Annotated in this window: 17 protein-coding genes and 1 pseudogene; 14 read left to right on the top strand and 4 right to left on the bottom strand. The window is 54.2% G+C overall.

The window, feature by feature from the left end; translation table 11 throughout:
- The first annotated feature begins 185 nt into the window (after window positions 1-185).
- From PYR66_11595 to PYR66_11580, 4 genes are all read left to right on the top strand, one after another.
- The gene (locus tag PYR66_11595) at window positions 186-638 is read left to right on the top strand and encodes a MarR family transcriptional regulator (protein ID WEF30428.1); all 453 of its coding nucleotides are present in this window, start codon (window positions 186-188) and stop codon (window positions 636-638) included.
- A 15-nt stretch (window positions 639-653) separates the two neighbouring features.
- Window positions 654-1,832, top strand: coding sequence for an efflux RND transporter periplasmic adaptor subunit (locus PYR66_11590; GenBank protein ID WEF30282.1), 1,179 nt, complete (start codon window positions 654-656; stop codon window positions 1,830-1,832).
- 10 nt (window positions 1,833-1,842) lie between these two features.
- Entirely contained in the window at window positions 1,843-3,381 is a 1,539-nt protein-coding gene (locus PYR66_11585) for a DHA2 family efflux MFS transporter permease subunit (GenBank protein WEF30281.1), read from the top strand.
- An 89-nt stretch (window positions 3,382-3,470) separates the two neighbouring features.
- Complete coding sequence (locus PYR66_11580; protein WEF30280.1) at window positions 3,471-4,307, top strand: DUF3626 domain-containing protein; 837 nt, start codon at window positions 3,471-3,473, stop codon at window positions 4,305-4,307.
- 63 nt (window positions 4,308-4,370) lie between these two features.
- Here PYR66_11580 and PYR66_11575 read toward each other — a convergent pair whose 3' ends face one another.
- Complete coding sequence (locus PYR66_11575) at window positions 4,371-4,808, bottom strand: cupin domain-containing protein (protein WEF30279.1); 438 nt, start codon at window positions 4,806-4,808, stop codon at window positions 4,371-4,373.
- A gap of 241 nt (window positions 4,809-5,049) precedes the next feature.
- Here PYR66_11575 and PYR66_11570 point away from each other — a divergent pair.
- From PYR66_11570 to PYR66_11550, 5 genes and pseudogenes are all read left to right on the top strand, one after another.
- Window positions 5,050-5,343: pseudogene (locus PYR66_11570) on the top strand (hypothetical protein).
- Window positions 5,344-5,364: 21 nt separating this feature from the next.
- A complete protein-coding gene (locus PYR66_11565; GenBank protein WEF30278.1) occupies window positions 5,365-5,952 on the top strand; it encodes a hypothetical protein in 588 nt (195 codons plus the stop codon).
- An 89-nt stretch (window positions 5,953-6,041) separates the two neighbouring features.
- The gene (locus PYR66_11560) at window positions 6,042-7,358 is read left to right on the top strand and encodes an ATP-binding protein (GenBank protein WEF30277.1); all 1,317 of its coding nucleotides are present in this window, start codon (window positions 6,042-6,044) and stop codon (window positions 7,356-7,358) included.
- A complete protein-coding gene (locus PYR66_11555) occupies window positions 7,358-7,975 on the top strand; it encodes a response regulator (protein WEF30276.1) in 618 nt (205 codons plus the stop codon). The genes PYR66_11560 and PYR66_11555 overlap by 1 nt, the downstream gene beginning before the upstream one ends.
- Before the next feature lie 95 nt (window positions 7,976-8,070).
- Window positions 8,071-8,568, top strand: coding sequence for a heme-binding protein (locus PYR66_11550; GenBank protein ID WEF30275.1), 498 nt, complete (start codon window positions 8,071-8,073; stop codon window positions 8,566-8,568).
- A 69-nt stretch (window positions 8,569-8,637) separates the two neighbouring features.
- Here PYR66_11550 and PYR66_11545 read toward each other — a convergent pair whose 3' ends face one another.
- On the bottom strand, window positions 8,638-9,873 hold the full coding sequence (locus PYR66_11545; GenBank protein ID WEF30274.1) for an MFS transporter: 1,236 nt from the start codon (window positions 9,871-9,873) through the stop codon (window positions 8,638-8,640).
- A 176-nt stretch (window positions 9,874-10,049) separates the two neighbouring features.
- On the bottom strand, window positions 10,050-10,958 hold the full coding sequence (locus tag PYR66_11540) for a LysR substrate-binding domain-containing protein (protein ID WEF30427.1): 909 nt from the start codon (window positions 10,956-10,958) through the stop codon (window positions 10,050-10,052).
- A 78-nt stretch (window positions 10,959-11,036) separates the two neighbouring features.
- On the opposite strand from PYR66_11540, the gene PYR66_11535 reads away from it, so the two are divergent.
- Both PYR66_11535 and PYR66_11530 read left to right on the top strand, forming a co-directional pair.
- Window positions 11,037-11,987: an MBL fold metallo-hydrolase gene (locus tag PYR66_11535; GenBank protein WEF30273.1), complete on the top strand. Its 951-nt coding sequence runs from the start codon at window positions 11,037-11,039 to the stop codon at window positions 11,985-11,987.
- 90 nt (window positions 11,988-12,077) lie between these two features.
- Window positions 12,078-13,178, top strand: coding sequence for an NADH:flavin oxidoreductase/NADH oxidase (locus PYR66_11530; protein WEF30272.1), 1,101 nt, complete (start codon window positions 12,078-12,080; stop codon window positions 13,176-13,178).
- Window positions 13,179-13,232: 54 nt separating this feature from the next.
- On the opposite strand, the gene PYR66_11525 is transcribed toward PYR66_11530, so the two are convergent.
- Entirely contained in the window at window positions 13,233-13,391 is a 159-nt protein-coding gene (locus PYR66_11525) for a YqaE/Pmp3 family membrane protein (GenBank protein ID WEF30271.1), read from the bottom strand.
- A 323-nt stretch (window positions 13,392-13,714) separates the two neighbouring features.
- On the opposite strand from PYR66_11525, the gene uxuA reads away from it, so the two are divergent.
- From uxuA to PYR66_11510, 3 genes are all read left to right on the top strand, one after another.
- Window positions 13,715-14,785, top strand: coding sequence for a mannonate dehydratase (gene uxuA, locus PYR66_11520; protein WEF30270.1), 1,071 nt, complete (start codon window positions 13,715-13,717; stop codon window positions 14,783-14,785).
- Between the two features lie 70 nt (window positions 14,786-14,855).
- Window positions 14,856-16,190, top strand: coding sequence for a gluconate:H+ symporter (locus PYR66_11515; GenBank protein WEF30269.1), 1,335 nt, complete (start codon window positions 14,856-14,858; stop codon window positions 16,188-16,190).
- A gap of 294 nt (window positions 16,191-16,484) precedes the next feature.
- Window positions 16,485-17,861 (top strand): cystathionine beta-synthase, encoded by a 1,377-nt coding sequence (locus PYR66_11510; protein WEF30268.1) that lies wholly within the window; start codon window positions 16,485-16,487, stop codon window positions 17,859-17,861.
- Window positions 17,862-17,864: the final 3 nt, after the last annotated feature.

Here is a 17,864-nt window from a genome sequence, read left to right as displayed (position 1 = left end):
GAGTATTATTCATTACGGCGCCGCCGTCGTTGAATCCGCGAGCAACGAATCTCATTACGGCTCCGAACGCAAAATACGCTCACTGCTCTCCTCTATTTGTCAAAATGTGTGCTTTGCGCTGACATAATTTGACAATTGATGACCAGGCAGTAATCATTATTTTGATTACTGACCAGGCAGCTATTATGACAACCCTCACTGAATCCAATAAAAACCTGCATCTCGGTTTGCTGTTTCATCTGGCAAACCAGTTCAAGGACCAGCTTATCGGCCATTATTTTTCTGGCGCAGGTATTACCGCCGCGCAATTTAAGGTGCTGATTAATATATATAAAGGAAATACCAGCCCGGCAGAAATCTGCAAAAGCTTGCAGATGGATACCGGGGCAATGAGCCGTATGGTTGAACGTATGGTGAAGAGCGACCTAATCGCGCGCCACCCGAATCCGCAAGACAAGCGCCAGGTGATCCTGGCCCTGACAGCAAAAGGTCAGACGCTATGCAATACGTTTCAGAATGAAGCACTGAATGCCATCCTCGCGGACTTAACGGCGCGCCTGACGCTCGAAGAATCCCGGCAGCTCGCAGAAATTCTTATCAAAATGCTGCCCGATGAATTCACGGCACCCCATCGCTAATTAAGGTCACCGGTTATGTCTATGGAAAATAACGCGCCTCCCGCGGAAAAACGCCCAAGCAAGCGTACAAGAAACTTTGCCATTTTATTACTGATCCTGATCCTCGCGGCAGGAGGCTGTCTGGCCTGGTACCTGCTTTACGCCCGCTATTACGAAAGCACCGACGATGCTTACGTCAACGGCAATCAGGTCACCCTGACACCGCAAATCACCGGTACCGTAACCCAGGTGACCGTGGATGAAGGCGATTTTGTCGAGAAAGGCCAGCCCCTGGTTCTGCTGGACCCGAGCGATACCGCCATCGCCCTGCAGCAGGCAGAAGCCAGCCTCGCCAGCACAGTGCGTCAGGTGCGTGGCCTCTACAGCACCGCCGACAACTACCGTGCACAAGTTGCTGCCAAAAAAGTGGCCCTGCAAACAGCGAAAAGTGACTACGCGCGCCGTGAAAAAATTGTCAGTTCCGGCGCCATTGCGGTGGAAGATCTGGCGCACTACCGTGATGCTGTGACCAGCGCACAAAGCGATTTACTGGCTGCAGAGCAAGCGCTCAAAACCAATCAGGCGATGGTCGATGACACCGTGGTGGAAAACCACCCTGAAGTCAAAACAGCCGTTGCGACACTGCGCCAACGCTATCTCGATAACTCCCGAAGCACTATTGTTGCGCCCGTCAGTGGTTACGTCGCCAAACGCGCGGTGCAGCTCGGGATGCGCGTCACTTCCGGCACTACGCTGTTGTCCATCGTGCCGCTCAACGAAGTGTGGGTGGATGCCAACTTCAAAGAGAGCCAGATGCAGGATATGCGTTTAGGCCAGAAAGTGACGTTGAATGCCGACCTGTACGGCGATGACGTGAAATATCAGGGCACTATCACCAGCCTCGGTATTGGTACCGGCAGCGCGTTCTCCCTACTGCCTGCACAGAACGCCAGCGGGAACTGGATCAAGATTGTTCAACGCCTGCCGGTGCGCATCACCCTCGATCCGCACGACATGCAGAAGCATCCGCTGCGCATTGGTCTGTCGATGAACGCCCGCGTGGATATCCGCAATCTGGATGGTCACCTACTGCCACAAAAAACCGTCGAGCAGCCGCGATTTACCACCGACGTGTATCAAACGCCAATGGAAGCGGCGGACAAACTGGTGGCCAAAATCCTTCATGACAACAGCAGCGCTGTAGCTCAGCGCTAAGAGAGAAGCTATGTCAGAGCCGAAGGCGGCCTTTACGCCGCCCAGCTTGTTCCTGGCGACGCTCGCGTTGTCGCTGGCGACATTCATGCAGGTACTGGACTCTACCATCGCCAACGTGGCGCTGCCGACTATTTCTGGCAACCTCGGCGTCAGCGCGGATCAGGGCACCTGGGTTATCACCTCGTTCGCGGTGTGTAACGCCATCGCCCTGCCGTTGACCGGCTGGTTTACCCGCCGCTTCGGTCAGTTGAAGCTGTTTATCGGTTCGGTGGTGTTTTTCACCCTGACCTCGTTCCTGTGCGGTTTCGCCCACAGTATGACGGAGCTAATCATCTTCCGCGCGCTGCAGGGCTTTTTCGCCGGGCCGATGTTCCCGATGTGTCAGACGCTGCTGTTAGTCATCTTCCCGCCGATGAAACGCAGCATGGCGCTGGCGCTGCTGTCGATGGTGACCGTGGTCGCGCCGATTGTCGGGCCGATTACCGGCGGCTGGATCACCGATAACTACTCCTGGCCGTGGATTTTCTACATCAACGTACCGATTGGGATTTTCGCCTCCATCGTGGTGTGGACGCAGCTACGCACCCGCGAAGAGACCACTCAGTCTTCGCCTATCGACTACATCGGCATCATGCTGCTGGTGCTGGGCGTGGGGCTGCTGCAGGTGGTGCTGGATAAAGGCAACGACGAGGACTGGTTCTCTTCTACGCCGATTATCGTGATGTCGATTGTCTCGGCCATCAGCCTGATTAGCTTCGTAATTTGGGAACTGGGCGACCGCCATCCGATTGTGAACCTGCGTCTGTTCAAGGACCGCAACTTCGCGATTGGCACGCTGGCGCTGATGCTCGGCTATGCCGCCTTCTTCGCCATCAACATCATTCTGCCGCAGTGGCTGCAAACGCAGATGGGGTACACAGCGATATGGGCGGGGCTTGCCGCCGCGCCGATGGGCTTTTTACCGCTCTTACTGACGCCGATTATTGGACGCTATGCCACGAAGTTTGACCTGCGCATTCTGTGCTCTATCTCGTTCCTGACGATGGGCGCGTCGTGTTTGATGCGCGCGCAGTTCAACACCAACGTGGATTTCTACACCATCGCCAGCGTGCAGATGTTTATGGGGATCGGCGTGGCATTCTTCTTTATGCCACTGACCACCATCGTGCTGTCGAATTTGCACGGTAATGAAGTGGCGGAAGGCTCTGGTCTGGCGACGTTTTTCCGCGTGCTCGGCGGATCGTTCGCGTCGTCGCTAACTACGTGGATCTGGCAGCATCGCGCGATTTTCCATCACGCCAATCTGACGGAGAGCGTATCGCAATATAATCCGGCGGCGGTGGATTACGTGACGAAGATGGGCGGCCCGTCGCAGCAACATTTCGCGATGATCGACCAGACTATCACCCAGCAGGCCTACATGATGTCGACGATTGATTACTTCTGGATCCTCGGCTGGGGCTTTATGGCGTTGATTATCATCATCTGGTTCACCCGCCCGCCGTTCGTGAAATCGGGTATGCCAGACGCACCCGCATCAGGTCACTAAAACGCCTTCTGGCTGGCGGTTTCCCGTCAGCCCTCTCCTACATGGTCATTAATATGTAAGATATCCTTTACCGCAACCAAGGAAAAACGATGCTCGCTAACCCTGTTCTGGCCGCCCTTCTTCATATTTCCAGTAAAGCGGATGGTGATCCGTTACCAACAACGATGCCCGTCACGCTTAACTTCCATCCTGATGCGCTATGCCGTGGAATGACCATGATTGAGGCGTTAGCTGAGGATGGCGTGTATCGTTCGCAGTTTGAAACACATACCAGCAACGGCGGATTAACGGCGTACCCCGGTGGAGATCGTTGGGCGTGGGAAAACGCTATTTTTGGCATGGCGTATGCTGACGCAAGCCCGGAACTACGTCCTAAATATGGGGCGTTAAATTACCGGAACAGCATAACGGGCGGATCGCCGCGCTTTGGGTCATCGCATTTCCGTATGCGCCCAGCGGCCATGAAGAGAACGACCTTCTGTTACCCGGATAGCTTTTTCGCGCCGTCAAATTTTGGCACTGCCGAAAAGTGCGCGCTGATTGAATTAGCCGAGCGAGATCGCCTAACCACAGACGTGTTAGATAACTATATAGAAGCTCACATACACGGCATCATGACTATTGCGGACGATGTTGAAGCCGTGGTGCTGGATAGTTGCTATAAAGACACGCCGATCGGCATTTTCGCTCACCGGCTAGCCTGCCCGGTTGAATGGCATCCTGGTTACCGGCTAGCGGAAAAACACCTATCCGAGTGCGTCGATTACCGGGGAAAAGAGATTGCCGATCTGGCGCGAAAACTCGTTAACAACGGTTTTGTCACGCCATTTGATATCGGGCTAGCTCGCAGGAAAGGTTATGACCCACAGCATTTGAAGAAGGTATGGCATTGCGTCGCTAAATTTGGCAGCCCCATCACTGAGTAAAATATTCTGTAGACTCATGTGCTTGAAGCTGCGCTTCCCTACTATCAATTCGGCCCCCATTCATTACGGCTTACTGTCTGGCGTGGTGAGCTGAGTGTCTTTGGTGTCCACAACAAATACCGCCAGTAGTTTCGCCGGTTTAGTTTTGCTGGCGTTACGGCTGACAACATGGTGTGCGCCAGGATCTTCATACCAGCTTTCACCTGCCCGATAAGTCCGTTCAGGTTGACCTTCGACCTGACTGATAATCTCGCCTTCCACCACATAGGCGTAGATAAATGAAGAAGGAGCATGCGTATGGGGTGCCGATGCTGCGCCCGCAGGATAAATGACTTCCACCGCAGTAAGTGATTTACCCGGGATGTTGGGGATCGCATGAGAAAAATTGAGTTTAACCGTCTCGCCTTGCCCCTGTGGTTCAACGCCATGTGCCAAAACGGTTGTTGAGAAGATCATTCCAACAGCGGCTACTGCGGATAAAAATGGATTTCTGCTTATCATATAACGATCTCCTGACTGGAGTTGTTAAGTTTGCAGGTGTGACGCCGCACGATCGACACGTCACAACACGCAATATCAGGGTTTTTGCGCTTCCTGCGGTACATTGCGGAAACTGATAGCCAGACGGTTATAGGTATTGATTAATGCCTATCGCCATCGTCAAATCCGCCAGTTCTCTATCTTCGAAAATTTTTTACTTCCTTTATCAGTTGAAACTGATTCAAGCTTAACAGCTGGATTTACACTTAAAAGAACCAAAAAACGAAGATTTTGATGTACCACAGAAGAAATTATCCGTGCCCAAAACCCGGGAATCTCTAACGGTGGGATTAAAGCCGCCATGCAAGCACAGTTCTACCCCAAGCGCTTTCCATCTGAAGCATTACAACGTTCTTTGCAGCGTGAATTAACCAATGCGGTTATTAACACCTCAGCCTTCGCCGGTAGCGCACTCTCAGGGACGATACGCCATCCGCAGAATATTACCCAATCAGGCAAGTACGTCATTGGCGTGATACAGTCGTTCTCATTTTAGGAAGTTAAAGCGCACGTGATAATGAAATATATTAATGACAGCCTCAAACTGGCCACCATCGTTGAGCAAAAGATAAAAGCGCAGGATCCTAAGCAGCTTGAGTCCGTGAAAATGTACTTGATGGAGCGCATGGGAACGCCTGTCGGTTTACATACCGCTGGCGTGCCATTTATCCTAAGTGCATTGCTAAGTTTGATTAGTTTTTCCATGCCACAATTATCGCTCTGGGGTGCCATTTTCCAATGGTTATCATGGCCTGAGCATGCTGTTTTTGCTGGTATAATCCCAACCGGCTTTCTCTATTGCCTATTAATTTTCCCCTCGATGACGCTGTTTTCCCGTGGCTATATGGCAGCGCTTAAATTTTATCTTGCTCTGATTTTCGCGACCGCCGCGCTGGCCGCCTGCAACCTCCTCTATGCATTAATTGCTGTATTAACATTTGATGGTCATGCGGGTTTGCTTATCAGCGCTTTTATCGGTGTGTTATTTAGCACAGGGAGTATCAAACTCATCAACAGTGCTATGTTTGTAAAAACGTCAGCATTCTATTTGCATAACCGTGTTTGGCGCTGGCAATTAAAACATCACACACAAAATGCGTCTTAAGTATCGCAAATACTCTTGTTGTTTTTTCAGCGTAAGTTGCTTCATACTACCCCCCCTTTTTTAACCTGGCGCCAATACAAGGACTTAGCATGGTAAAAGCCATCAGCTGGCTTGTGCTCACGCTGCTTAGCGCGGCGGGACTTGGCGCCTGGTTTTTGCAACAGCAATATGAAGAACGTTCGGCGGACTTCCGCATCCTGTACCGCGAAATCACGGTAAAGGTATCGCAGCACGATGCGATCATCCCTCTGCTACCGAGCAATCAAAATGCCGCTGAAGTTCAACGAATACTGCCGCAAATCGTGCAATGGCGCCGTTATCATACTCTGGAGCCGCGTCTGCCGATTGTCGCCGAACCCCGAGCGCGCTATTGGCTGAATCTGCCAGGTATCTCGCTGCTGATTGATTTGCACACTCTGCTCAACGGACTGGGTGAGAAAAAGGTGTTTAAACATCTCGCCATCAGCTGGAACCACGTCACCTTGTTTGAAGAAGGCACCATCTCGCCAACCTGGTGGCGTTGGGAGAAAACCGTCGCCAGCCCCACTCAGCCACTGTTGATTAGCGCCGGGGATAATCCGCAGTGGTCGCAACTCCCATGGTGGCTGATACTCTCACCAGCGCTATTCTGGGCACTGACCATTTATCTCTTCAGCCAGTACCGGGTGAATAAACGTCGGCGGGACATTGCCGATCTGCGCTCCCGGTATGCTGAACTTACCCGCCTGAATACGATGGGGGAACTGGCTGCGGGTATCGTCCACGAACTAAACCAACCGCTGACTGCCATCATGAGCTACAACCAGGCGGCGGTTCGCCTGATGAAACAGAACGATCCTGGGCGAATCCCCGCGTTACTGGATGCCTCCGTGGTGCAAATCAAACGCATCGATGCTCTGCTGAGCCAGTTTCGCCTCAAGTTAACCAGCAAACGCGCCGAATATCAGCCGGTTGCGCTACCGCCACTGTGGCTGCGCGTCTGCGCGCTACTGGACAACGAGATCCGCGCCGGCAAAGTTCGCATAACCAGCGATTTTTCACAGGACCTCCCCGCGCTTCCCGCGCCGCCGCTATGGATTGAGCAGATCCTGCATAACATCGCCAGCAACGCCATCCAGGCGCAAAGCGCCAATCCCCCCGGCAGCGCCTGGATTCATCTGCAAGCCGAACAGATGAATAACGGCATCGCTTTAACGTTGACCGACGGCGGCCCAGGGTTATCGCCAGAAGCGCTGGAACAGGTATTTATGCCGTTTTACACCACCCGCGCCGACGGCGTTGGTCTGGGGATGGCGCTAACTGATACCCTTGTACAGCGCCTGAATGGCACTATCGACGCCAGCAATATCCCCGGGCGCGGTGCCTGCTTCCGACTGTGGTTTCCACTGCTCAGCGAGGAAAAATAATGGAACAATATATCTGGCTTATTGATGATGATGCGGCAATCCGCGACTCGCTGAGCCTGCTGCTTTCCACCGTCGGCTGGCAGACGCAGACCTTCGATAGCGCCCAATCGTTTCAACGGCAAGCGGGGAACCTCGCTGAATTAACCGGCTGTATGCTGCTGGATATCCGTATGCCCGGTAAAAGCGGGCTGACGCTGCTTGATGAGTGGATCCAGCAAGGTCTTACTTTACCGGTAATTATTATGACCGGTCACGGTAACATTGACTTATGTCGCCGCGCCTTTAAGAATGGCGCTGTCGAATTTCTGACCAAACCCATTGATGCCGACCTGCTGTTCGAAGTGGTTGGCGAGGCAATGACGCAGCAAAAAGCGCGTCTCGAAGCGCAACAAAAACGACTGCCGTTACAGGAGAAGCTGGCCACCCTTACCGCCCGCGAAAATGAAATGCTGGAGCAACTTATTCAGGGATATTCCAGCAAAGAAATTGCCCGTTTATGTTCACTGTCACCGCGTACCGTAGAAGCACACCGCGCCAATATTTTTAGCAAGCTTGAGGTCAACTCGCTGCCTAAGCTGCTGAAAATATATGGCGATATTGCTGCGGGGTCTAAGTAAAAATACCTGGAAAGTTAGGTATTCGCGGCAATAGTCCCTTTTCTCTCCGCTCCCTAGTATTGGCTTATCGCCACTAAAAACGACGGAGCATCACTATGAAACGTATCCTTTTTAGCGCCATCCTGCTGGGCAGCATGGTTTCTACCGCTGGCGCCGCAACGGGCGTCCTGAACCAGAAAAATTTGTCACTCGACCTCGCCGATAAAGTGGCGCAAAGCACGCTGCAGGCCTGCGCCAAAGACGGTTACAACGTCGCCGTGACGCTGGTCGATCGCTCCGGCACGCCGCTGCTGATGAAAAGAATGGATAATGCCGGTCCGCACACCGTTGAGGCCAGCCGTATGAAAGCCTTCACCGCACTGACCACGAAAAGCATGACGGGTAACGTGATGAAAGGCGCTCAGTCCAACGCCGGAGCCGCTAATCTGCGCGATATCCCCGATTTCCTGCTGTTAGCTGGCGGCGTACCGGTTAAGGTCGGCGATCAGGTGATTGGCGCCGTCGGCGTCGGCGGAGCGCCGGGCGGCAACTTCGATGAGGCCTGCGCGCTTGCCGGGATCAAATCCATCGAAAGCGAATTGAACGCGGGCTAATCGGAGATGAATAATAAATCGCGGGTAACCTGATGCTACCCGCGATTCCTCGTTTGACTCCACCAGCCATCATCGGCTGGCGTGCGGCATTTCGTTTTGGTTACTTGCCACGCTGATTTTCTTCGCCCGACTTTCATGCCCAAAGAAGGTCAATATCGCGATAATAATGGCCACCGTACCCGCCACAATCGCCATAGCCAGGCCATAGTTCTGGCCATGATGTTCCGCAATGGTGGCCTGTAATGTCGCATTAACGGAAGCAATTAAGTTACCGAGTTGATAAACAAACCCCGGCAGTACCGCGCGGGTATTGGCAGGCACCAGCTCATTCAGATAAGTCGGGATGACGCCCCAGGCCCCCTGCACCATAAATTGCATCAGGAATGCCCCAACGCCCAACATCAGCGAACCGCTGGCGAATGCCCACAACGGAATCACCGGCAACGCCAGTAGCGAGGCGATAATAATGGCTTTCTTACGGCCAATTCGTTCTGAAAGCGAGCCGAAGAACACCCCGCCGATAATTGACGCAATATTGTAAGTCACGGCAATAATACTGATCGTTTTCGGATCAAAGCCGTGCTGAACTTTTAAAAATACCGGATACAAATCTTGCGTACCGTGGGAGAAGAAATTAAACGCCGCCATCAGCACCACTAAATAACAACACAGTTTCCAGTGTGTTTTCAGCACCGGCCACAGCGCCGTACTCTCTTTTTTCGCCCGCGACGCCAGCCATACCGGCGACTCCTGTACGCAGAACCAGATAAACGGCAGCAGTAAAATAGGCGCAGCGCCAATCACAAACATGCCGCGCCAGCCAAGTAGATCAAATAACAGCCCGTAGGCGACAGCGGCAATCAGATAACCAAACGGATAACCCGCCTGGAAGATCCCCGACATCAGGCCACGCGAACGGTCCGGGATCGTCTCCATCGACAACGATGACGCCACGCCCCAAATACCGCCCATCGCCACACCGTATAGCACCCTCAAGACTAAGAACACCGCCAATGACGGCGCCGCAGCAGACAACAGCTCAAAGATGGAAAAGAAGACGATATTCAGCATCAGGATCGGCTTACGACCATACTTTTCCGCCGCCCGACCAAAGATAAGCGCGCCAATGGGTCGCACGGCCAGGGTCAGTAAAATAGCCAGCGTTACCTTTTCCAGCCCGACGTGAAACGTCTGCGCAATATCGCTGAGCAAGAAGACCAGCAGGAAAAAATCGAAGGCATCGAGGGTCCAGCTCAAAAAGCTGGCAATGGCGGCATTGCGCTGTAGTGAGGTCCAACCTAACATCGTGTTATCCCTATCCTGGCACATCGGCCGGGAGATGTTGCAGCTACCCGGTCGTGGATGCAGGGATAACCGCATATGTAAATGTAAAGTTTCTTAAGTTACTCATATGTTAATTACACCCATCAATAGTACGGCTGCAAGTTAATTAGCATGCTAATGTGTTTCAAATTAAGTAGCTATGTTTCCAGTAGCAGGGCTTTAAGCCACATTAACGCCGCATGACTGTTGTTACGCGCATGCCAGAGCAACGATAGCTCAAAATCCGGGATAGCCAGCGCAACCTTACAGGATGAAAAAGCGAACTGACGTTGCCATAACGCCCCCAGTTCAGCGGGCACGGTGGCGATAACCGGCATCTTTTGCAGCAAACCGGGGATCGCGGAAAAATGCGGTGTGGTATAGATGACCTGACGCGCCAACCCTTGCTCCTCCAGCAAAGCATCAATTTGGCTACGCTGCGCAGCTTGGTAGCTGACCATCAGCTGCGGCAAGGCGGCATAGTCTCGCAGCGATAACGGAGCCTCCAGCGCCAGCTGATTCGGGTGCCATAGGGTGACAAAGTTCATCGAGGCTATTGCGGCCCGGTTAATATGCGCCTGTTGCGGCAGCGCCACACTCACCGCCATATCCAGCCCGCCATTCTCCAGCTGCTGCGCATCACTAAAGGGATCACTCTTCACAATATTAATGCGTATGCCCGGCGCCGCTTGCGCCAACCGCGGCAACAGCATCGGCATCAGCAGCACCTCCACCCAGTCGGTCATTCCCAACGTCAACGTGGCTTGCGCATGGGCCGGATCAAATTCATCCGACGCGAAAATAGCGCTTTGCAGCTGGGTGATCAGCGGCAATAGCGACTGATGCAGCTGCTGCGCGCGAAATGTCGGCCGCATACGTTGCCCGCTGCGAATGAATAGCGGATCGTCAAACAGCTGCCGCAGACGGGCCAGCGAGGCACTGACCGCCGGTTGGCCAAGATGAAGTTTTCCGGCGGCGGCCGAGACGCTTTGTTCGCGAAATAACACCAGAAAGGCGATCAGCAAATTCAGGTCTATGCCTCTGAAATCATTTTCATTGATAGTCATCATTATTCCAATCAATTTGAATGATAATTATGCTCACATGATACTGAAAGCCTGTCAAACCACTCACAGGCTCAGAAAATGAAAACTGTATTGACCTTGCTTACCCTGCTTACCGTCGCGACAGCACAGGCCTCCCCGCTCCCGGTTTCACCACAGCAGGCCCCCGGTTACTATCGGATGATGGTCGGCGACTGGCAGGTCACCGCCGTGTCTGACGGTACCGTCAACGTGCCGTTAGACAAACTCCTGACCCATATTTCCGGCGACAAGCTGAAAGCCCGGTTGGCCAACGATGCTATGACGCCGCTTGCCGAGACCTCAATCAATGCTTTTGTCATTAATACGGGTAAAAAACTCATTCTGGTGGATACCGGCGCGGGCGCATTGATGGGCAAAGCTGGCGGCCATCTGTTGCAAAATCTGCGCGCCGCTGGCTTTGCGCCGGAAAACATCGATCTGGTGTTGTTGACTCATATACATGGAGATCACTCCGGCGGCGTCCAACGGAACGGCCGTCCGGCTTTTCCTCATGCCGCCGTCTATGTGGAGCAAAAAGATGTCGACTGGTGGCTCAACCCGGCGAATAGCAATAAGGTTGAGGCCAGCCAGCGACACACGTTTGCTGAGTCTGAGTTATCGATGCGACCGGTGATCAATGCCGGAAAACTACACCCCTTCCATGCGCCGACGGAGATCGTTCCCGGCATCACGGCGACGCCAGCCGCCGGGCATACACCGGGTAGCGTCATTTACCGCCTCAGCCGGAATGGCGAAAACATGATTTTCTGGGGCGATATTATTCACGCTAAAGCGGTGCAAATGCCGGATCCGCAAGTGGCCATCCATTTTGATGTCAACCAACAGCAGGCCATCGCGACCCGCGAACGGGTACTGGCCAGTACGGCGGTGTCGGGCGAGTGGGTGGCGGCGGCGCATATCGCTTTTCCGGGCTTCGGCCAGGTGAAAAAGAGTCCAGCGGGCGGCTACCGCTGGATCCCGGTGAACTACAGCGCCAGCGCGGTTAAATAGAACGTTTAAGCGCAACAACGGAATAGAGCCAGCCATTCAGCCATGCTACAAATAGAGGCTATCAGGCAGCACAACCTTCAAGAGGTACTCATGAGTCAACTTTTTAGCCCTGTGCGCATTGGGCAACTGGAGCTCGAAAACCGTATCGTCATCGCCCCGATGTGTCAGTACTCCGCCGACAATGGTAAAGCCACCGCCTGGCACCGTATTCATCTCGGGCAGTTGGCCTTTTCCGGTGCGGGATTATTGATTATCGAAGCCAGCGCCGTAGAACCGGTGGGCCGTATTTCCCCGGCCGATGTCGGTTTATGGGATGACGAAACCGAAGCCGCCCTGTACCGGGTGCTGGAAGATGTTCGCGCGTATTCCTCTACGCGTATTGGGATCCAGTTGGGCCACGCCGGGCGTAAAGCCTCCGTGGCGGCGCCCTGGCTTGGCGGGCATCAGTTGGCGCTCGATGCCGGCGGATGGCAAACCGTTGCCCCATCGCCGGTCGCCTTTCACGAAGGCGAGCGCGCGCCGGAAGCACTGAGCCAGCACGATCTTGCCCGCATTAAACAGGCATTTGTCGACAGCGCCAAACGCGCCGAACGCCTGGGCATTGAGCTGATTGAACTGCATGCCGCGCACGGTTATCTGCTTCATCAGTTCCTCTCGCCGCTCAGCAACCAGCGTACGGATGAATACGGCGGTTCGCTGGAAAACCGTTTACGTTTCCCGCTTGAGGTCTTCCAGGCGATTCGCGAAGCCGTAAGCGACAAGATTGCCGTCGGCGTGCGTCTTTCAGCGACAGATTGGGTTGATGGCGGCTGGGATACCGCGCAGTCGGTGGTCTTTAGTCAGCAGCTTGAAGCTCTCGGCAGCGACTTTATCCACGTCTCCAGCGGCGGGCTGTCGCCGCGGCAAGCGATTAACATCGGCCCCGGCTACCAGTTGCCGTTTGCGCGGGAAATCCGCCAGCAGGTGAACATCCCGGTGGTTGGCGTCGGCTTGATTACCGAACCGCAACAGGCTGAAGACGCCCTGCAGAACGGTGATGCCGATCTGATCGCGATCGCCCGTGCGGCGCTCTACAATCCGCACTGGCCATGGCAAGCCGCCGCGGCCCTGGGCGCTCAGGTCAGCGTGCCGCCGCAGTATCTGCGCTCGGAGCCGCATGGCCTGAAAGGAACGTTGAAAGGAAATCGCTAAGTCGATGACAAGGTGAAAACGAGCGACGCCGTCGCGCCGCTCGTCTGACAGGAATTAATCGCGGGTTTGTACCCAGAACGCGTGGATAAGGCCGGGAATATAGCCCAGCAGAGTCAGAATAATATTCAGAATAAACGCCCAGCCAAAACCTTTACCCAGCAGCACGCCCAGCGGCGGCAGGATAACAGTAAATACGATTCTCCAGAAACCCATACACTCTCCCGACAAACAAAATAAACGACGTAGACAGAAACCCTGTCTCTAAGCGTACCTATTTTACGTGACGCCTCCACGTTAGCCGTTGCATTTTACCCGACTTTACGCATGTCGTCTTTTCAGGCAAAAAAGGACATTTACTGCGTAGCCATTTCAGGATCTTCCACTTTCTTTCCTGCATCCCGCGTATTAACCACGCTGACAATTCATCTGATGTATGGTTTTGTGAGTTCGATCAAGTCAACACCCCACCCTCAACCGTTATGCTTACTCCAGCTAGTATGGTAGTAGACTATAAACGCGGTATAGGAAAAGTATTCATGCAAATGACGATGCGCTGGTTTGGGCCAGACGAAGATAAGGTAACCCTCGAACAGATCCGTCAGGTTCCTGGGATTGAAGGCGTGGTCGGCGCGCTGTACGACGTTCCGGTTGGCGAAGTCTGGCCGCTGGAAAAGATTAAGGCGCTGGTCGATCAGGCTCACGCCAACGGTTTGACTATGGAAGTGATTGAAAGCGTTAATATTCATGACGCCATTAAAATTGGTCTGCCGGAACGCGATCGTTATATCGCCAACTATCAGCAAACCATCCGTCACCTCGCCAGCCACGGCGTTAAGGTGATTTGCTACAACTTCATGCCGGTTTTCGACTGGATGAAGACGGATATGAATTACCGTCTACCGGACGGCTCGCTGACCATGGCGTTTGAAAAAGCCGGTATTGATAAAACGCTGGAACAGGTCGTCGCCGAAGTGCTCGGCAATGCCAACGGCTTCGCCCTGCCGGGCTGGGAGCCTGAGCGTCTGGCGCAGGTACAAACGCTATTCGACAGCTATAAAGCGGTGGATGACGACACCTTACGTCAGAACCTGGTCTATTTCCTGCAGCGCATTATTCCGGTTTGTGAAGAGGTCGGCGTGAAAATGGCCATCCACCCGGACGATCCGCCGTACTCTATTTTCGGCCTGCCGCGAATTATTAAAAACCGCGACGATCTCGACTGGCTATGCAATGCCGTTGACTCACCAGCGAACGGTATTACGTTATGTACCGGCTCTATTGCCGAAGAGCCGCAAAATAACGTCTATCAAATCCTCGCGGAATTCAGCCAGCGTGGGCGCATTCATTTCGCCCACGTCAGGAATATCAAACTCATCAAAGATAAAGATTTCTACGAGTCGGCGCACCCTACCCGCTATGGTTCGCTTGATATGTACCGGGTAATGCAGGCGCTGCACGACAACGGCTTCGACGGCTATATTCGCCCCGACCATGGCCGCTTTATCTGGGGAGAAACCGGGCGTCCGGGATACGGTTTGTATGACCGCGCGCTCGGCGCCACCTACCTGCTGGGACTGTGGGAAGCGCTGGAAAACCAGCGTTCCTGATCCGTTCTACTCTCGCGTGCCGGGCTTCTCCGGCACGTCACAATAATAAAACCGCTATCGGGAGGATGCCATGTCTCCAGCCCTGGCCTTGCTATGGGTGGTGATCGGTATTGCGCTACTGGTCATCATGAACCTGAAATACAAAGTACATAATATTTTCGCCTTATTAATTGCCGGCCTGTTCGTCGCCATTATGGAGGGGGTGCCTCTCGATAAAATTGTCTCCATGGTCCAACAAGGGTTGGGCGGAATCATGGGACATCTGGCGCTGATCATTATTTTCGGCGCGATTATCGGCAAGTTTATGACGGAATCCGGCGCCAGCCAGCAGATCGCCGATACGGTAATCAGGCGCTGCGGTACCCGTTATCTGGCGGCCGGTTTAATGTTCATCGGCGTGATCTTCGGCATCGCGATGTTTTATGAAGTGGCGTTTCTGATTGCCATGCCGCTGGTGCTCAATATCGCCAGTAAAGCCAATATTCCGTGGATGAAACTGGTGATTCCAACGGTGGTCGGCGCTACCATGGGTCATAGTCTGTTTCCGCCGCAGCCGGGGCCGGTCGCGCTTGTCAGCGCCTTCCAGGCCGATATTGTTCAGGTTTACCTCTACGGCATTATCGTCATTATTCCGGCGCTCTTTTGCGCGGGGATCCTGCTGCCAGCCTGGCTTCCGGGGATCCGCAAGATGAAGCTAAACGCCATGATCTCGCCGCAGGAGGAGAAACCCGCCGACGCGCTGCCGTCGTTTGCCGTTAGTATCGCGATTCCGCTGATCCCGGCCTTACTGATGATCGCGTCGTCGCTGATCCAGTCGTTATTTGGCGCGAATTCGGGGGCAACAAAGTTCTTCCAGCTGATCGGCAGCGCGGAGATTAGCATGCTGTTGGCAACCGGCGCCGCGATCTGGCTGCTCGGCTGTCGTCGTGGGATGAATTCCACTCAGGTCAACCACTGCGTCACGGACTCGGTGGCCAGAATCGCCAACGTACTGTTCGTCATCAGCGCCGGCGGCATTCTCAAGCAGGTGATTATCGACTCCGGCGTGGGCGACCACATCGTCACCATGATGAGCCACGTCCCTCTGTCGCCGTTTATTATCGCCTGGCTGATTACCGCCATTATCCGCATTCTCACCGGCCAGGGCGCGGTGGCGGCGATCACCTCCGCCGGTATCGTCTCGCCGATGGTCAGCGCCTTTCACCTTAACCCGGCGCTGATGTGCCTGGCGGTCGCCTGCGGCAGTAATACCATTACCCTGATGTATGACGGCGGGTTCCTGCTGTTTAAAGAAACGTTCGGCATCTCGATGCGCGATACCTTTAAGACCTGGGGGCTACTGGAGTTAATTAACTCGGTGGTCGGTTTGCTGATGGTGTTGCTATTGAGTCTGTTTATTTCCTGAAGTGAGCATAAAGCGATGGCGGCGGACATTATCGATGTTGGTCGCCATCGATTGTTTTCGGCAAAGCTTTGCCAGTTACCGCATAACCGCCCTCAATCCTGCCGTTAATGTGCCTAAAAACACGACAAAATCGCCGGTTTACGGCAATCGATACGCCCGGGCGGATAACCTGCTTTCCTTCCGGATGGCTAAAAAGCATCTTATATTCCATTTTGCGCTAAATGGCAGTTTTATATTCTTTCGAAAGCCATTTTTACAGTTCTACCATTCAGCTATCTCGATACGAATGGGCAAATGGTTATGTCACTCTTTCATTCTGTAAGCGACCTGATTGGTCACACCCCGCTGTTGCAGCTGCATAAACTGGAGACCGGTCCGTGCAGTCTGTTCTTAAAACTAGAAAACCAAAACCCGGGCGGTTCGATTAAAGATCGCGTGGCGTTGTCGATGATTAACCAGGCCGAACGCCAGGGAAAACTGCGTCCCGGCGGTACCATCATTGAAGCGACGGCGGGCAACACCGGACTAGGTCTGGCGCTCATCGCCGCGCAGAAAGGCTATCGATTAATTCTGGTCGTACCGGACAAAATGAGCCGCGAGAAAATCTTCCATCTGCGCGCGCTCGGCGCCACGGTGCAATTAACCCGCTCGGACGTCAACAAAGGTCATCCCGCCTATTATCAGGACTACGCTCGCCGCCTGGCCGATGAAACGCCGGGGGCGTTTTACATCGATCAGTTTAATAACGAAGCCAATCCGCTGGCGCATGCCACCACGACCGCGCCGGAGCTGTACGAACAACTTGATGGCGACATCGACGCTATCGTGGTCGGCGTCGGTTCCGGCGGCACACTGGGCGGACTACAGGCATGGTTCGCGCAACATTCGCCGAAGACCGAATTTATTCTCGCCGATCTGACGGGGTCAATTCTGGCCGACCAGGTTGAAACCGGACGGTACGGCGAAACCGGCTCATGGCTGGTGGAAGGGATCGGCGAAGACTTTATTCCGCCGCTGGCCCATCTGGAAAACGTCCACAACGCCTGGCGAGTGAGCGACCGTGAGGCCTTCGCCACCGCTCGCGAACTGTTGCAGGTCGAAGGTATTCTTGCCGGATCGTCGACCGGCACCCTGCTCAACGCCGCGCTGCGCTACTGCCGGGCGCAAACGTCCGCCAAACGGGTGGTTACCTTCGCCTGCGATAGCGGCAACAAATACCTGTCAAAAATGTTCAACGACGACTGGATGCGTCAGCAAGGGCTGCTGACCCGCCCGACGCGCGGCGATCTTAGCGACTTTATCGCCCTACGCCATGACGAAGGCGCAACCGTCACCGCCGCGCCGGATGACACGCTAGCGGCCATTCTCGCGCGCATGCGCCTGTACGATATCTCTCAGTTACCGGTGTTGGAAAACGGCCGCGTGGTCGGCATCGTCGATGAATGGGATCTGATAAGCCACGTACGGGGCGATAGCCAGCGTTTCTCTCTGCCGGTCAGGGAAGCAATGACCCGCAACGTGGAAACGCTGGATAAACATGCGCCGGAAAGCGCGCTAAAAGACATTTTCGATCGCGGGCGGGTGGTGATGGTCACGGATAACGATCAATTTCTCGGCCTGATTACCCGCAGTGATGTCCTGACAACCTGGCGCAACCGACTTGAAGCATAAGGA

Source organism: Klebsiella aerogenes, assembly GCA_029027985.1.
Classification (GTDB): domain Bacteria; phylum Pseudomonadota; class Gammaproteobacteria; order Enterobacterales; family Enterobacteriaceae; genus Klebsiella; species Klebsiella aerogenes_A.
Note: the sequence above shows the minus strand (reverse complement) of the source record. Positions and strands in the feature narration are given on the sequence as shown.

Coding starts and splice junctions, on each gene's coding strand:
- PYR66_11575 (WEF30279.1), bottom strand. CDS start 4,808: ATGATAAGCAGAAATCCATTTTTATCCGCAGTAGCCGCTGTTGGAATG.
- uxuA (WEF30270.1), top strand. CDS start 13,715: ATGCAAATGACGATGCGCTGGTTTGGGCCAGACGAAGATAAGGTAACC.
- PYR66_11565 (WEF30278.1), top strand. CDS start 5,365: ATGAAATATATTAATGACAGCCTCAAACTGGCCACCATCGTTGAGCAA.
- PYR66_11580 (WEF30280.1), top strand. CDS start 3,471: ATGCTCGCTAACCCTGTTCTGGCCGCCCTTCTTCATATTTCCAGTAAA.
- PYR66_11530 (WEF30272.1), top strand. CDS start 12,078: ATGAGTCAACTTTTTAGCCCTGTGCGCATTGGGCAACTGGAGCTCGAA.
- PYR66_11550 (WEF30275.1), top strand. CDS start 8,071: ATGAAACGTATCCTTTTTAGCGCCATCCTGCTGGGCAGCATGGTTTCT.
- PYR66_11535 (WEF30273.1), top strand. CDS start 11,037: ATGAAAACTGTATTGACCTTGCTTACCCTGCTTACCGTCGCGACAGCA.
- PYR66_11595 (WEF30428.1), top strand. CDS start 186: ATGACAACCCTCACTGAATCCAATAAAAACCTGCATCTCGGTTTGCTG.
- PYR66_11590 (WEF30282.1), top strand. CDS start 654: ATGTCTATGGAAAATAACGCGCCTCCCGCGGAAAAACGCCCAAGCAAG.
- PYR66_11510 (WEF30268.1), top strand. CDS start 16,485: ATGGTTATGTCACTCTTTCATTCTGTAAGCGACCTGATTGGTCACACC.
- PYR66_11585 (WEF30281.1), top strand. CDS start 1,843: ATGTCAGAGCCGAAGGCGGCCTTTACGCCGCCCAGCTTGTTCCTGGCG.
- PYR66_11555 (WEF30276.1), top strand. CDS start 7,358: ATGGAACAATATATCTGGCTTATTGATGATGATGCGGCAATCCGCGAC.
- PYR66_11540 (WEF30427.1), bottom strand. CDS start 10,958: ATGACTATCAATGAAAATGATTTCAGAGGCATAGACCTGAATTTGCTG.
- PYR66_11525 (WEF30271.1), bottom strand. CDS start 13,391: ATGGGTTTCTGGAGAATCGTATTTACTGTTATCCTGCCGCCGCTGGGC.
- PYR66_11545 (WEF30274.1), bottom strand. CDS start 9,873: ATGTTAGGTTGGACCTCACTACAGCGCAATGCCGCCATTGCCAGCTTT.
- PYR66_11515 (WEF30269.1), top strand. CDS start 14,856: ATGTCTCCAGCCCTGGCCTTGCTATGGGTGGTGATCGGTATTGCGCTA.
- PYR66_11560 (WEF30277.1), top strand. CDS start 6,042: ATGGTAAAAGCCATCAGCTGGCTTGTGCTCACGCTGCTTAGCGCGGCG.